Annotated in this window: 17 protein-coding genes; 9 read left to right on the top strand and 8 right to left on the bottom strand. The window is 36.1% G+C overall.

The features are described from left to right. A complete protein-coding gene (locus AXA65_RS00100; RefSeq protein WP_228391592.1) occupies positions 1 to 756 on the bottom strand; it encodes a sensor histidine kinase in 756 nt (251 codons plus the stop codon). Between the two features lie 421 nt (positions 757 to 1,177). Beyond that, positions 1,178 to 1,912, bottom strand: a complete 735-nt coding sequence (locus AXA65_RS00105) for a CPBP family intramembrane glutamic endopeptidase (RefSeq protein ID WP_063968108.1) — start codon at positions 1,910 to 1,912, stop codon at positions 1,178 to 1,180. A gap of 165 nt (positions 1,913 to 2,077) precedes the next feature. Between AXA65_RS00105 and AXA65_RS00110 the strand changes: the two genes are divergently transcribed. Both AXA65_RS00110 and AXA65_RS00115 read left to right on the top strand, forming a co-directional pair. Further along, positions 2,078 to 3,181, top strand: a complete 1,104-nt coding sequence (locus AXA65_RS00110; protein WP_063968109.1) for a pyridoxal phosphate-dependent aminotransferase — start codon at positions 2,078 to 2,080, stop codon at positions 3,179 to 3,181. Between the two features lie 20 nt (positions 3,182 to 3,201). Then, on the top strand, positions 3,202 to 3,753 hold the full coding sequence (locus AXA65_RS00115) for a DUF2199 domain-containing protein (RefSeq protein WP_063968110.1): 552 nt from the start codon (positions 3,202 to 3,204) through the stop codon (positions 3,751 to 3,753). Here AXA65_RS00115 and AXA65_RS00120 read toward each other — a convergent pair whose 3' ends face one another. Continuing rightward, positions 3,754 to 4,626, bottom strand: a complete 873-nt coding sequence (locus AXA65_RS00120) for an AraC family transcriptional regulator (RefSeq protein WP_063968111.1) — start codon at positions 4,624 to 4,626, stop codon at positions 3,754 to 3,756. It abuts the gene before it with no gap. Positions 4,627 to 4,789: 163 nt separating this feature from the next. Between AXA65_RS00120 and AXA65_RS00125 the strand changes: the two genes are divergently transcribed. After that, positions 4,790 to 5,380, top strand: coding sequence for a DUF3244 domain-containing protein (locus AXA65_RS00125; RefSeq protein WP_063968112.1), 591 nt, complete (start codon positions 4,790 to 4,792; stop codon positions 5,378 to 5,380). Positions 5,381 to 5,499: 119 nt separating this feature from the next. Here AXA65_RS00125 and AXA65_RS00130 read toward each other — a convergent pair whose 3' ends face one another. The 3 genes from AXA65_RS00130 to AXA65_RS00140 all read right to left on the bottom strand — a co-directional run bounded on the left by AXA65_RS00130 (position 5,500) and on the right by AXA65_RS00140 (position 9,602). After that, a complete protein-coding gene (locus tag AXA65_RS00130) occupies positions 5,500 to 7,236 on the bottom strand; it encodes a thiamine pyrophosphate-dependent enzyme (protein ID WP_063968113.1) in 1,737 nt (578 codons plus the stop codon). Between the two features lie 84 nt (positions 7,237 to 7,320). Then, positions 7,321 to 8,316 (bottom strand): glycosyltransferase, encoded by a 996-nt coding sequence (locus AXA65_RS00135; protein WP_063968114.1) that lies wholly within the window; start codon positions 8,314 to 8,316, stop codon positions 7,321 to 7,323. Positions 8,317 to 8,432: 116 nt separating this feature from the next. Further along, a complete protein-coding gene (locus AXA65_RS00140; protein ID WP_063968115.1) occupies positions 8,433 to 9,602 on the bottom strand; it encodes a class I SAM-dependent RNA methyltransferase in 1,170 nt (389 codons plus the stop codon). Between the two features lie 102 nt (positions 9,603 to 9,704). Between AXA65_RS00140 and AXA65_RS00145 the strand changes: the two genes are divergently transcribed. From AXA65_RS00145 to AXA65_RS00170, 6 genes are read left to right on the top strand one after another with little or no spacing between them, the layout of a single operon-like run. Further along, on the top strand, positions 9,705 to 10,433 hold the full coding sequence (locus AXA65_RS00145) for a class I SAM-dependent methyltransferase (protein WP_063968116.1): 729 nt from the start codon (positions 9,705 to 9,707) through the stop codon (positions 10,431 to 10,433). Next, complete coding sequence (locus AXA65_RS00150; RefSeq protein WP_063968170.1) at positions 10,433 to 11,125, top strand: ZIP family metal transporter; 693 nt, start codon at positions 10,433 to 10,435, stop codon at positions 11,123 to 11,125. Before AXA65_RS00145 ends, AXA65_RS00150 begins: the two co-directional genes overlap by 1 nt. Positions 11,126 to 11,177: 52 nt before the next feature. Then, positions 11,178 to 11,555 carry a bacillithiol system redox-active protein YtxJ gene (gene ytxJ, locus AXA65_RS00155; protein WP_063968117.1) on the top strand — a complete coding sequence of 126 codons (378 nt, stop codon included), beginning with the start codon at positions 11,178 to 11,180 and terminating at the stop codon, positions 11,553 to 11,555. Between the two features lie 29 nt (positions 11,556 to 11,584). Continuing rightward, positions 11,585 to 12,178: a Crp/Fnr family transcriptional regulator gene (locus AXA65_RS00160; protein ID WP_063968118.1), complete on the top strand. Its 594-nt coding sequence runs from the start codon at positions 11,585 to 11,587 to the stop codon at positions 12,176 to 12,178. A gap of 8 nt (positions 12,179 to 12,186) precedes the next feature. Beyond that, on the top strand, positions 12,187 to 12,684 hold the full coding sequence (locus tag AXA65_RS00165) for a thermonuclease family protein (RefSeq protein WP_063968119.1): 498 nt from the start codon (positions 12,187 to 12,189) through the stop codon (positions 12,682 to 12,684). Continuing rightward, positions 12,681 to 13,127 (top strand): GNAT family N-acetyltransferase, encoded by a 447-nt coding sequence (locus AXA65_RS00170; RefSeq protein ID WP_063968171.1) that lies wholly within the window; start codon positions 12,681 to 12,683, stop codon positions 13,125 to 13,127. The genes AXA65_RS00165 and AXA65_RS00170 overlap by 4 nt, the downstream gene beginning before the upstream one ends. Here AXA65_RS00170 and AXA65_RS00175 read toward each other — a convergent pair. After that, positions 13,117 to 13,725: an HAD family hydrolase gene (locus AXA65_RS00175; RefSeq protein WP_063968120.1), complete on the bottom strand. Its 609-nt coding sequence runs from the start codon at positions 13,723 to 13,725 to the stop codon at positions 13,117 to 13,119. The two genes, AXA65_RS00170 and AXA65_RS00175, sit on opposite strands and share 11 nt — an antisense overlap. 2 nt (positions 13,726 to 13,727) lie before the next feature. After that, entirely contained in the window at positions 13,728 to 14,738 is a 1,011-nt protein-coding gene (locus AXA65_RS00180; protein ID WP_063968121.1) for an adenosine deaminase, read from the bottom strand. Positions 14,739 to 14,813: the final 75 nt, after the last annotated feature.

Below are 14,813 nucleotides of genomic sequence, written 5' to 3' on the forward strand. Positions count from 1 at the left end.
CTATAAATTGATTTTCAGTTCTACTTTGAAACTATTTTCGAAGGTTGATATTTTCAGATCGTGTTGGTTTGGATATAATAACTGAAGTCGTTTTTTGATGTTTTCCAATCCAATTCCACCAAATTCTTTTTTGATCTCTGACTTGTCAAAATCATTTTCCAAAACAAAATAAAAGGTTTTATTTTCAATCTTAATTTTCTGATCAATAAATTGATTTTTCGAATGCTTCAATCCATATTTGAAAGTATTTTCGATGAAGGTAAAGGTCAAAAGTGGCGCGATATAAAGTCCATTGAGTTGATTGCCGCCTAAAATCTCCAGCTGGATATTTTTGTCTTTCGGATAACGCATTTTCTCAAGCTCAAAATAATTTTTGATAAAGTCTAACTCCTTTTCCAAAGCCACTTTTTCAGAATTGGATTCGTAAAGTGTGTAACTCATGATCTCTGACAGATTCAGGATGACTTCGGGTGCAGAATCATCTTTTTTCACACTCAGGCCATACAGATTATTCAAGGTGTTGAAGAGGAAATGTGGATTGAGTTGCGATTTCAGAAAATCTTTTTCTATGTTGATATTCTGTATCTCGACTTCGAGTTTGTTTTTTTGAAGTTTTAAATTTCTGTTGTAAAGTTTGAAAATTTCAAACAAAATTTTCAAAAAGAAAAATGGGGATAAAATCGATATGATTATAATGGACTGAGAAAGCATTCTCTTTGGTGAAACAGCTTCCAAAAAACTTTGATCTGCGCTCATTTTTATTGCTCCCTTCAGTTCTCCATTCAGTATTTCAAATCCTAAATGATAATATAATAATGATATTAAATGTGTAATGGCGAGCCAACAAAAAACCGAAAGAGGAAAACTAATTAATAATATAAATAAGGCTTTTATTTTATTAGAATTTAGAACAAAAGGTAATACTTTGTAAAAAAAACTGTAAAATACAAACATATTGACCACAGCCATTCTTACTGTGAGTAGCAAACTATTGACAAGTGTTAATTGATAAGCAATTCGATAACTCAAAAAAAGAAGAACAGAAAGAAATAACCACATTGAGAAATGTAATGTTAGTCTTTTTTTATACGTTATTTTCTCAAAATCAAATAGTAAGAAAACTTGCGAAAAATAGTCTTTCATCATAGTAGCCAAAGGTAAATATTATTTAAGTTTATTAAAGAATTCTGATGATGGCATTCATCACATTGATAACGTTGTGACCAAGGATCGGGTAGATAAGATTTCCAGTGCATTTTCTCAAGATTCCGACACTTAAAGAAGAAATCAATGTCAGATATACGATGGTGACAATATCAAATTTGAATTGATGATCTGCTGTTAAAACGATGCCGTGACCAATTGCGAAGAGAAGTGTGACGATGACAAATCCCCAACCAAATTGTATTCCTTTGAAGTTCCAATTGGGCAGAAATACCTTGTCAAAAATCCAAAAATAGATTCCTCGGTACAATAATTCTTCCGTCAAACCTGGCATTGTCGCTTGGAAGGCAAACGTTTCCATATCGAATGCGCCGCCTTTCGGAAATAATATCAATTTGAAAATGAAATCGAAGATCAAGAATCCAAGGAAAACCAAAACACCATATTTTACCTGGCTTTTTGTGTTGGTGGATGTGGTGAACCCAATTTCTTTTCGCTCGTTTTTGTCCACGTAAAATATAAATCCTAATGACAAGGCCAGACTCAAGAATTTCCCGACCCAAGCGAATTTGAGTCCCATAATATTAGGGATCAGTTCTTTGCTGAAGATCTGAAGATAATTATCTACCAAGAATAAAATAATGAATAGCAAAAGGAATTTCAGGTTTCCTTTTTTAGATTTGAAGAAAGCGATGATAAAGATTGGAGACATTACCAAAAGCCAAATGAGTGGAGTAAATAGAGACATATTTTGATCGTTTTAATTTCTGATTCAAAAATATACTGGAAAAAGGAGGATTTCAATTCTAATCGGTGAAATGGAAATTTTTTCGGTCAAACGATTAATTTTATTCGACGAAGAGATGTGATCATTAGAAAATCATTATTTTTATCGGGAAATAAATCAAAAACTATGTCGATCAACAGACGAGACTGGCTGAAAACTGCTTTCCTTGGAAGTGCTGCGCTCACACTTTCCCCACTTGAATTCCTTGCGAAGAATACCCCTAATTTTCACGAATTGAAGAACGATGACAAAACCATCCGACTTTGTTTCAACGAGAATCCGTTTGGCGTTTCCCCAAAAGCTTTGGAAGCAATGCAGAAAAGCCTGAGTCTATCATCAATGTATGATTTCAAATTTGCCGATACTTTGAGTGCGAAATTAGCGGAGAAAAACCAGTTGAAGCAAGAAAATATTCTAGTGGCTGCAGGTTCATCTTTTCTTTTGGAATTGATGATCAAATATGTGTCGTTGGATAAAGGACATTTTATCATTCCTGATCCGTCTTTCACAATTTTTGAACCAATTGGCGAATTCCTTGGAATGTCAAAAACTGTGGTTCCTTTGAATGAACAAAAGAGAATTGACCTTGGTAAAATGAAAGGCTCAATCCGAAAAGATACAAAACTGATTTACATCTGCAATCCGAATAATCCGACTGGAGATTTGCTATCAAGAGCAGAAATTGAAAATTTCATCAAATCTGTTCCTGACAATATCACCATTTTGGTTGATGAAGCTTACATAGAATTTACCAATCAGAAATCTTTGAGCGATCTGGTCAATACTTATCAAAATCTTGTTGTGACGAGAACATTTTCCAAACTTTATGGATTTGCCGGCGCAAGATTGGGTTACGCAATTGGAAATCCTACATTGATCAAAGGACTTAAGAAACTTCAAAGCTGGAGTGGTGCGGAAATCAGCGTGACGACTATGGCTGGCGCGATTGCTGCGGTGGAAGATCAGGAATTCATTTCCAAGGTTTTGGACAACAATCAAAAAGTGAAAGATTTTACTGTTGCGGAATTCCAAAAAAGAGGAATCAAAACTATTCCATCTGCTGCCAATTTCGTTTATTTTTCTTTGGAAAATTACAAGGATAATTATTTCAAAAAGTTGAAAGATGCCAAAATCCTTGGCGGAAAAACCTATGAGCAAACTGGAAAATGGACTAGGATTAGTTTGGGGACGATGGAGGAGATGAAGAGTTATTTTGGGGCAATTTCGTGATTTTATCAAATAATAATCAAATGAAATTGTTCCCGTTTTTTAATAAAAAAGAAAAAAAAGTAGCATACAAGTGTTCTTGCTGTGGTAAGGTTTATGATGAGTTACCACTTTGTTTTGGCTCAGATTATCCTAATTATTACTTTTCTATTCCTTCTGATGAAAGAGAAACTCGCATTGAACTTAAAGAAAGTTTATGTGTAGTTGATGAAAAATGTTTTTTTCATCGTGGTAGATTAACAATTCCTATTATCGATTACAATGAAAATCTGATATTTAATGTTTGGACTTCTATTAGTGAAGATAATTTCGGCAAGCGTATGGATTTATGGGAAAATCCTAATAGAGTAAATGAAGAACCATATTTTGGTTGGTTGCAAACAAACGTTTCCACTTATGGTGAAACGTTAAATATAAAAACGATTGCAATTGAACAAAATGTTGGATTAATTCCCGAAATTAAGTCTATTGAAGAAGGACATCTTTTGACAATTGACCAAGAAAACGGAATTACATATAAAAGAGCAGTAGAAATAGTTGATGAAATAATGAAGTATCAACATAGTTTAAACTAATCAAGCCAAAATATTACTAAACTCCTTCCGATACTGCGACGGACTTTGTTTTGTATGTTCCTTAAAAGTCTTGTTGAAATAACTGAAATTGTTGAAACCACTTTCAAAGCAGATCTCCGTAATGCTCATCGGTTGTTCGGCCAAAAGTTTCAGTGAGTGCGTGATGCGATATTCGTTCACAAATTGTGTGAAGGTTTTGTTCGTGATCTTCTTGAAATATCTACAAAACGAAGGAACCGTCATCGTTGCCAATCCTGCAACTTCTTCCAAACTGATCTGGTTTTTGAAATTATCCTTCACATGGTTGAAGATCAGATTGATCCTGTCATTATCTTCCTTTTGCGTTTGCAGATAATATTTTGCAGCGTTGAGGATTTTAAAGTCATTGGTGTGAGCGAGTTCATCTAGAATCTCTATCAACTTCAGAAGTTTGTCCAAATAAGAGGATTCTGACAAAGCTTTGATTTTAGGTTCCAATGTTTTCTTTACATTTTCTCCGAATACGATTCCGCTTTTTGCCGCTTGCAACATTTGGAAGATCCGGTTCATTTCTGGTGCATTCCAAAGTTCGGTTCCAAGGAAATCCTGGGAAAACTGGATCACGACTTCATATTCGTTGTTCGTATTTTCATTCGTCATGCCGCAATGTGGTAAGTTGCTGCCGATCAGAATCAAATCACCATCTGAGAAATAAGAAATATTACTTCCAATTTGTCTTTTCCCCGAACCGCCACAAACAAAGATCAGTTCAATTTCTGGATGATAGTGCCAAACATGCGATTTGATGTTCTCACTCTTAGTGAAGTGAAGACATGTAAAACTGCTTCCAATATTGGGTTTTATGGATTCGAAGGAAGGACTGTGGTGTTTCATTTGTCAAAATTACAAAATCCAAAGCACATATTCAATATTATCTTTAATATGTAGTTAATATTTAATTAATGTTAATATAGGACATGTTTGTGAAAATCAGAATGTATTATTTCTTTGTTTTCAGATATACATTTGCATAGTAAAACAATTAAAAAGAAACATCATGAATAAGTTTATAAAATTAAGTTTTCTTGCGGCGTTGACATTCATCTCTGCAAATGTTTTTGGAAAGGATAAAGATTTTTCTCTTTCTATCGGAGAGGTAAAACAGAAGACAGTCCATTTTGGGATCTCCAATGCGAAAAATGTTTCTATCTATGTTTACAACGATGATAAAAATGAATTGTTCTCAGAAAGAATTAATGTAGAGACTGCAGAGAAGTCTTATAATATGAGCAATATGGCTGCTGGAAATTATTTCTTGGTTGCTGAATCTGACGGTAAAATTGAAAAATACAAGATCACAGTAGATGCGAATCAAGTGGTTGTAGACCAGTCTCCAATTTCTGCGATGACGAAGCCTTCTTATACTGTGGACAAAAATATTGTAAAGTTAAAAATGAATGATGTAATTGGTGACGTGAGAGTTTCTATCTACGATACGGCAAACAACACTTATTATTCTAATGACAATGCAGTGAAAAACGGACTGATCGACCTAACATTTGATCTGAATCCGGAAAATGCAGAAACATACATCATCAGTGTTGAAAAAGGCGACGACAGCTTCAGCAGGATGATCACTTTGAAATAGTTTCTTTAAACTAAGGTTATATATATTATTTTCTAAAAGCTTCACATTGTGTGAAGCTTTTTTTGTTTACGATCAATGAAATAAAAAAGCCCAATTCAAAATTGGGCTTTTCGTTTGTTTTAAAGAACTTCTTTGATGTGTCTGTAATTGCTGGAGATCGTGTCCGCCACTTCTTTGAAATTACCGTCCAGCATCATTCTCGTCATCGCGATTCCCATTCCTTTCATCTGGTCCCAGCCAACTTTCGGTGGCATCGCAAGAGCATTTGGATCGGTGAAAACATTCACCAGAACTGGACCTTTGGTCTGCAATGCATCATCGATCGCTTCTTCCACTTTTTCCGGGTCAGTTACATTGATTCCTTTGATCCCGAAAGCTTGAGCCAACAGTCCAAAATCTGGATTGATCATATCTGTTTCGTTATCTGGTATTCCGTTTACTTCCATTTCCAATTTTACCATTCCCAATGAACGGTTGTTGAAAACAATGATCTTGATTGGTAAGTTGTATTGTTTTATCGTTGCGATATCGCCCAACAACATAGAAAGTCCACCGTCTCCGCAAAGCGCAATCACTTGTTTGTCTGGGTTGGATAATTGAGCGCCGATAGCCATTGGCATTGCGTTCGCCATCGTTCCGTGACTGAAGGAACCAAGAAGTTTTCTCTCACCCGTTGCTTCCAGATATCTTGCACCCCAAACGCAGCACATTCCTGTGTCGACTGTGAAGATTGTGTCTTTATTGGCTTTAAGGTTCAAAGTTTCGGCAACAAATTCTGGTGAGATATGACTTTCTTTTCCTCTGTCTTCGATGTAAGATCTGAGATTATCTTTTACAGTTTGATAGAATTCCAATTGTTTATCAAGGAATTTCCTGTCATCATTAATTTTAATTAATGGTAAAATATTGACCAATGAATCTTTGATCTTTCCGGCAAATCCTCTCGTCAATTGCGCGCGTCTTCCCAAGCGTTCCGGCTTGTCATCAATCTGAATAATTACTTTATCCACAGGCATAAATTTCACGTAAGGAAAATCTGTTCCGAGTAATAAAATAATATCGGCCTCATGCATCGCTTTGAAGGCGGAAGGCAAACCCAAAAGTCCGGTCATTCCCACTTCGTAAGGATTGTTGTACTGAATTCCCATTTTCCCTCGGAAAGAATATCCTATTGGTGCTTTCAGTTTTTCTGCTAGAGCAATCACTTCAGGATGTGCTTCAGATGCACCAATTCCACAATAGATCGCTACTTTTTTCCCTGAATTCAAATGTTCTGCGATCCAATTTGTTTCTTCATCTGAAGGTATTATTCTTGGATTGGTCTTAAAGACAAGATCAGAACTGATGTTTTTCACAGAATCGGCTTCGAAAAGATCACCAGGCATTCCCAAAACGGCCACACCTTTTTGAGAAATCGCATGCTGCAAAGCAGCTTGTAGCATTCTTGGTGCTTGTTCGGGCGTTGTTGCAATTTGATTGTAAACGGAACAGTCATCAAACAGTTTGATCGTATTGGTTTCCTGAAAATAGGAGGTCCCGAATTCTGAACTTTCACAAGTTGAAGCAATAGCCAAAACCGGAACGTTGCCACGGTTAGCTTCGTAAAGTCCGTTGATGAGATGAACGTGGCCTGGGCCAGAACTTCCTGCGCAAACGGCAAGACCTTCCAATTCGGCTTCGGCAGCGGCAGCGAAAGCGCCAACTTCCTCGTGTCTTACATGAATCCATTTGATAGAACCTTCACGTTTGATAGCGTCATTTAAAAAATTAAGGCTGTCACCAGTGACAGCATATATGCGTTTAACTCCTGTTTTTACAAGGATCTCAACGAATTGGTCAGCGATATTTTTTGACATAGTTTTATGAATTTAATTAAAAATGAAAATTCACAAAAGATGTTCCAATCAGCAATATCTACTTATAATTAAATGTTAATTAAATCAATGAAAATGTTTAGGGAAAGCTTCTTCTGGAGATTGTTTCAGAATGTTGATGAGAAACCAAGATTTCAGAAAACCATAACCGTAAGAAAACATTTGGATGTAAGTTGAGATGACAGCCATCGAAGCAATACTGATATTCCTTGTTACAACCATTGCATGGAAAAGAACAAGAAATGTGTAAAGTCCGTATAAAGCGAGGATCAATCCATTTCCCCAAACGAAATAGTGGATGATTCCAACCATATAGCCTAAGAGAAATACACTTGGAAACCAAAAAGTCAGTTTGGTATATTTTGGATGTCTATGATTCAAAATCGGTCTCGCACAACCGAATTGATAAACCTGTTTTGAGAATTTTCCAAAGTCTGTTCTGCGTTTGTGGTAAACACCAATGTTGTCGTAAAACATTGTCGTGTAGCCACTTTCCCAAAGCGTCATAGAAAGATCCGGATCTTCGCCAATTCGCATTTCTGAAAAGCCACCAACTTTTAGGAAAATCGCTTTGTTGACGCCCATATTGAAACTTCTCGGCTGAAATTTGGTAACTGCATTTTTCTTTCCTCGGATTCCGCCTGTTGTGAAAACCGAGGTCATAGAGTAGGAGATGGCCTTCTGCATTAGATTGAAACCCTTGTGCGCTTTGTCTGCACCACCAAAAGCATCGCAAGGATTTTCAATAAGATTTCTTTTGATATTTTCGATGTAATCTGTTTCAACAATCACATCGGAATCTACGAAGACCAACCAATCATTTTTTGCTCGTTTCGCTCCGTAATTTCGGGAAAGTCCAGGTCCTGAATTATCTTTTCGGAAGAATTTGATATCAAGCTGTTCTTCAAATAACTCTACTGTTGGCAGAAGCGCAATCTTGGAACCATCATCCACGATTATGACTTCGAAATCCTTGTCGGTTTGATGAGACAGAGAATTAAGAAGCTCGAACAATTCGTCTTTTCTGTTGAAGATGGCGATGATGATGGAGATTGTTGTCATTTTAGATTTTTGAAATGTTCTCTTGCTTCTTTGTCAGTATTGTTTTTCTCTTTTCCATTTCCGAACACATGAAAAATAGATACAAAATCAAATAAAAATTCAAGAAAATTCATTATTTATTCCTCCTCCTTATTCATGTATTTCCCTTTCTTAGATCCATCATACATTTCATATTGCAAAAATCTCGTTTCCAATTTTCCGTTGAACAATTTAATTCTTCTTGAAGGTCTTAATCCAATTTTCTTCGGCGCATCAAGGTCTGCAGAAATCAGCCAAGCTAAGGTGTTTGGATAATGTTGTTTGAACGTGTCGCCGATCTTTTTGTAGAAATCATCATCATTAATGGAGATTCTCTCGTCATAAGGCGGATTGAAAACCATCAATAACGGGAACAAATCTTTCTCAGATTCGAAGAAATTTTTGTTTCTTAGTGTGATGACATCATCCATTTCAGCTGCTTCTATATTAATGTGCGCAATGTCCAAAGCTTCAGAATCAATATCATAACCTACGATTTTTCCAGTGAATTCTCTCACACGATTCAATCGTACATCTTTGATGGTTTCGAATAATTCAGAGTCGTAGTTTTTCCAGTTCTGGAAACCGAAATTTCTTCTGAAAGTCTGTGCCGGAAGATCCATTGCGATCATCGCCGCTTCTATCAATAATGTTCCGGAACCACACATTGGATCGAGGAAATTTCCTTTTCCGTCCCAACCTGCGAGTTGCAACATTCCCGAAGCCAAAACTTCGTTGATTGGTGCAATGGTCTGCTCTTTTCTGTAACCACGCTTGAAAAGCGGATCACCAGAACTGTCGATAGAGATCGTTACCAATTCCCTGTCGATATGAAGGTGGAATTTGATGTCTGGATTGTCCTTGTTGACGCTTGGTCTCATCTTATATTTGTCTTGGAAATAATCGACGATGGCGTCTTTCATTTTCAAGGTCATAAATTGAGAATGGTGGAATCTTTCAGAATTTACAGTCGCATCGATGGCAAAGGTCTGGTTTTTGTCCAGGAACTCATCCCATTCAAACTTGAACAGTTTATCGTAATATTTGCTTTCGTTGTAAGCCTTGAATTCCATGATTGGAATGATGATCTTAACGGCTGTTCTGCAAGAATAATTAAGCTTGTAAAGAAACCCCAAATCGCCTTCGCAGGTGACTGCGCGGTTTTTGACCTCTACATTTTTGCCACCTAATTTCTTGATTTCTTCTGCCAAAATCTGTTCTAATCCGAAAAAAGTTTTGACCTGTATCTGAAGATTTTCTATATCCATTCTGCAAAATTAATGAATGATAATCGATAAATGATAATTGATTTGAAAAATCTATCATCTATATTCTATTTGTCTCACGTCTATTTTCACTATTTTTGCAAAATGCAATGGTTCGAAGAATGGTTTGATACGCCATATTATCACATACTTTACAAAAATCACGATTACAAGGAAGCGGAAGATTTTCTCAATCTTTTAACAGATTACGTGAAACTTGAGAAAAATTCAAAAATAATCGATCTGGCTTGCGGAAAAGGCAGACATTCTATTTATCTGAACAAATTAGGTTACGATGTTTTAGGTCTTGACCTTTCAGAACAAAGTATCAATTTTGATAGACAATTTGAGACCGAGACTTTGAAGTTTCAGGTTCACGATATGCGAAATAAAATTGAAAGCGAACCTGTGGATGCAGTTTTCAATCTGTTCACCAGTTTCGGTTATTTTGAGACGGAAGAAGAAGACAAGCGTGTATTTAGTTCTGTTTCATATGTGTTGAAAGATGAAGGTTATTTTGTCCTCGATTTTCTGAATGCAGAATATGTCAAAAGTGTTATTACACCAACAGCTTCTATTGAAAGAGAAAATATTGTCTTTAATATCAAGAAACATATTGAAGGGGAATACATCATGAAGGAAATTGATTTTGAAGATCAAGGCAAAAAGTTTCATTTCTTTGAAAGAGTAAAACTGACACGTCCAGAAAAAATATTGCAATATGCAAAAGAGTTTGGTTTTGAATTGGTCAAGAGATGGGGCGATTATCAATTGAATGATTTTGATGAGAATAGTTCACTGCGTTGTATTAATTTGTTTAAGATCAAAAAATGATTATAATTTTACTACTCATATTAAGCGTCTTAATCGGTGTTTTTCTCGGGAAATACTTCGGGAGCAAACAACAATTTGCTAAAAATCTTCTGATATTAAGTGCTGGTTTTCTGATCACGATCTGCCTTAATGAGGTTTTTCCAGAAGTCTACGAATTTGGTGGACATAATATTGGAATCTTTGTGATTCTGGGCGTGTTGATCCAGATGTTATTGGAGAATCTGACCAAAGGATTTGAACACGGGCACGTTCATCATCATTCCGATGACCATTCGATCATTCCGATTGCATTGATTGCTGGATTGTTTGTTCATGCTTTTATAGAAGGCATTCCTTTGTCTCACGAGAAAGAAACATTCTCGCCATATCTTTTGGGGATTTTGTTCCATAATATCCCGATTTCATTTGTTTTGGGAAGTTTCCTCGCGCATAGCAAGAATTTCTCAACCAAATTTTGGGTCATCGTTATGGTTTTTGCTTTGGCTTCACCACTTGGAATGTTATTAGGGAAATATTTTGATGAAGATCTGAAAGTCTATTTCTTAGCTGTTGTTGGTGGGATATTCCTGCATATTTCAAGCGTCATCATTTTTGAGAGCAATAAGAATCACAAGATGGATTGGCAAAAGATCATTCTTGTAATGGTTGGGGTCGCGCTTGCCTTGACAGGACATCTTTTTCATCATCATTAAAAAAGTATTTTCTAATCAATAAGAAAATCTTATTTTTACTCAAATTAATTTGATGGGATTTTTAGACCAATTATTCGGAAAGAAAGAAGAGCAAGATCAAACCAAAACGCTTTGGAAAAAGATCGAGACTCAGAAAGATCTTGACCTGGCTGTAGAAAAGTCATTTCAGCAAAAAGTATTGATATTCAAACATTCGACGCGGTGTTTTATCAGCAAGACGGTTTTGAAATCTTTCGAAAAGCAAATGGAGAATTCTGATAAAGACCAGACTTACTATTTCCTCGATTTGATCGCGCATCGTGATATTTCCAATGAAATTGAAAGCCGTTTTGATATCACACATCAAAGTCCGCAACTGATCGCTTTGGAAAATGGAAAAGCTTTTTACAATGCTTCGCACCAGAGTATTGATCTGGACAATATCAAATAACCTTTTTTCATTAAACACAATTAAAACAGATGGAATATCATAATTTCCGCAATCACCTTTCACAAATATTAGGCGTTCCTATCACCAGTCTCGAGTTCTGTTCTACTTTTTACGAAATAAAAGAAGTGAAAAAACATGAGATCATTCTAAGGGAAGGAGAGATCTCTGATTCTACATTTTTTGTGGAAAAAGGCTTGTTGCGAATGTATTCTATTGATAAAGCTGGCAAAGAGCACGTCATTCAATTTGCACCTGAAAATTGGATCATCTCTGATACAACAAGTCAATTGTTGAATGAAAAATCGAGGTTTTACATCGAAGCGATAGAGGAAAGTACCATCATTGTTACCAAAGAAGGTTTTTTTGAAAACTTGTCGAAGATCTATCCCGATGTTGCCGAGAAAAACCAGAGATTGATGTTCAATCATATCAAAAGTTTACAAAACCGTGTGAACGCTTTGATCAGTACAACTGCGGAAGAACGCTATATGGATTTCCTGAAAAAATATCCGAGTCTCATGCTTAGAGCGCCGCAATGGATGGTTGCTTCATATCTTGGAATAACACCTGAAAGTTTGAGCAGAGTACGAAAAGAATTGGCGAAGAAAAAATTTGAGATCTAATATTCTTAATGCGATACTTTCTTTTTCTAATTTTATTTTCTGCTCAGGTATTTTCGCAAACTCAACATTCAGAAAAGCTTTCCAATAGAACATTCTCAGCGAAAGTCATTGGCATTTCAGATGGCGACACGATGGAAATCCTTTATAAAAATGTTCCCATAAAAATCCGTTTAGCGCATATTGATTGTCCCGAAAAAAGAGGAAAACAGCCTTTTGGTAATAATGCGAAAGTGGCGTTGTCTGATCTTTGTTTTGGAAGAATCGTTACTGTCAAAGGTGAGAAATATGACCGATACAGACGATTGATCGCAGTCGTCATCAATGATAAAAATCAAAATGTCAATCAGGAAATGGTAAAGCTGGGAATGGCCTGGCATTTTACAAAATATTCCAAAGATCCTATTTATGCGAAACTGGAAAAAACTGCCAGAAAAAATAGAGTAGGACTTTGGCAAGATAAGAATCCGATTGCGCCTTGGCTTTGGCGAGAAAAAAAGAAAAAATGAACCACGAAATTATAAAATCAACGCTTTCCGATATTCCAGAATTGTCTCAAATGATGCGGGATTTCTACGCCATCGACTTTTATCCTTTTGATGAAAAAGTGACGAATGAAAACTTTGCTAAATTCATTAATGAAGAAAAATATGGCGGTTGTTTCAAGATTGTTTTTGAAGGTCAAATTGCTGGCTACATTATCCTAGTTAAATATTTCAGTTTTGAATTTGGTGGTGAGATTTTGTTTTTGGATGAGTTGTATGTCAAACCAGAATTTCAAGGGAAATCGCTGGGGAAAAAAGCTTTGGAATTTGTTAAGGATTATTCGGTTGAAAATAACTTCAAAGTTGTGCTTCTGGAAATCGAAAACCACAATGACAAAGCGAAAAAACTCTATGAACATTATGGTTTTCAAAATCATAAAAGGAGTTTGATGATCCTTAAAAATTAATTCCTAAATTTTTCAATTCTTCTCCAAGATCCGTTTCCGGCTTGATATGAATTGTTATAAAACCTAAAGATTTCGCGGTGGCAATATTTTTTGCATTGTCATCTATGAAAACAGATTCTTCAGCTTTCAGGTCATAACGCGACAGTAAAACCTCGAAGATCTCTTTGTCTGGTTTGATCAGTTTTTCTGTTCCTGACACCACGATCTTCCCTTCGAAAATTTTGAAGAAATCGTAGTTTTCCAAAGCAAAGGGAAATGTTTCCTCTGACCAATTCGTCAATCCGTAAAGATGGAACTTGCCTTCCAATTTTCTCAGAACTTCAACATTTTTTGGAATGTCACTTTTTAGCATTGTGGTCCAATTGTCGTAATATGCACGGATCTCTTTTTCCCATTCCGGATGTTGCTTGACAAGAATCTCTGTGCCGTCCTTCAAAGTTCTTCCACGGTCTTGTTCTATATTCCATTCGTCAACGGCGATGTTCTTTAGGAAAAACTCCATTTTCTCATCGTCATTGAAATAGGTTTTGAAGTAATATCTCGGATCCCAATCCATTACCACGCCTCCGAAATCGAAGATTATATTTTTGATTTTCATTCTTAACTATTAAATTCATTAACAACTTCATACACTTTTTCTAAATAAATTTTCTTCTGTTCATATGTGGCAAACGAATAATTGAAGGAGTTTTTTACTAAGGTTAAAATATCTTCTTTGGAAAGATTAAGAGCTTCCTGAACGGCGACGAAATTAGCATTCATGTAACCTCCAAAATAAGCTGGGTCATCAGAATTAACTGTTGCTTTGATACCTTTATCCAAAAGCTTTTTTAAAGGATGATTGGTCATCACATCCGTGTTTCTCAACTCAAGATTGGAAAGTGGACAAACAGTTAAAGCCAGATCTCTTTTGACGATTTCATTAACCAGATTTTCATCTTCCAAACATCTGTTTCCGTGATCGATCCTTGCAACCTTTAAAACGTCGATAGCTTCCCAAATATATTCTGTTGGACCCTCCTCGCCAGCATGAGCAACCGGAATGTAGCCTTCTTTGACAGACGCTTCAAACACATTTTTGAATTTGATTGGTGGATTTCCCATTTCGGAAGAATCTAAACCGACAGAAGTGATCAGATCTTTGTAAGGAAGTGATTGCTTCAAAGTTTCAAACGCTGATTCCTCGGACAAATGACGCAAATAACTCATGATGAATAAAGAATTGATTCCCCATTTTTCTTTAGCTTCAAGTCTCGCTTTTTGTAATCCATTGATCACGGTTTCGAATGCAATTCCACGTTCTGTATGAGTTTGCGGGTCGAACATGATCTCGGTGTGTATCACATTGTTCTCATAACATTTTTGATAATAGGCCATCGCCAGATCATAGAAATCTTGCTCGTGAATCAGAACGCCAGCTCCAGCGTAATAAATATCCAGAAAATCCTGAAGGCAAGAGAATTGATAGGCTTTTTTGACTTCGTCGATTGTTTTGTAAGGAATCTCGATCTGGTTTCTTTGGGCAATTTCGAACATCAATTCGGGTTCAAAACTTCCTTCGATATGGAGATGCAATTCTGCCTTTGGAAGTGCTGCGATAAAATCGTTCATAGTTTTTGATTTATTCAAATTTAATAAAAAAGGCTTTAGAAATGATTCTAAAGCCTCGATATACTATAAAAGTTA

Source organism: Chryseobacterium sp. FP211-J200, from assembly GCF_001643375.1.
Lineage (GTDB): Bacteria > Bacteroidota > Bacteroidia > Flavobacteriales > Weeksellaceae > Epilithonimonas > Epilithonimonas ginsengisoli.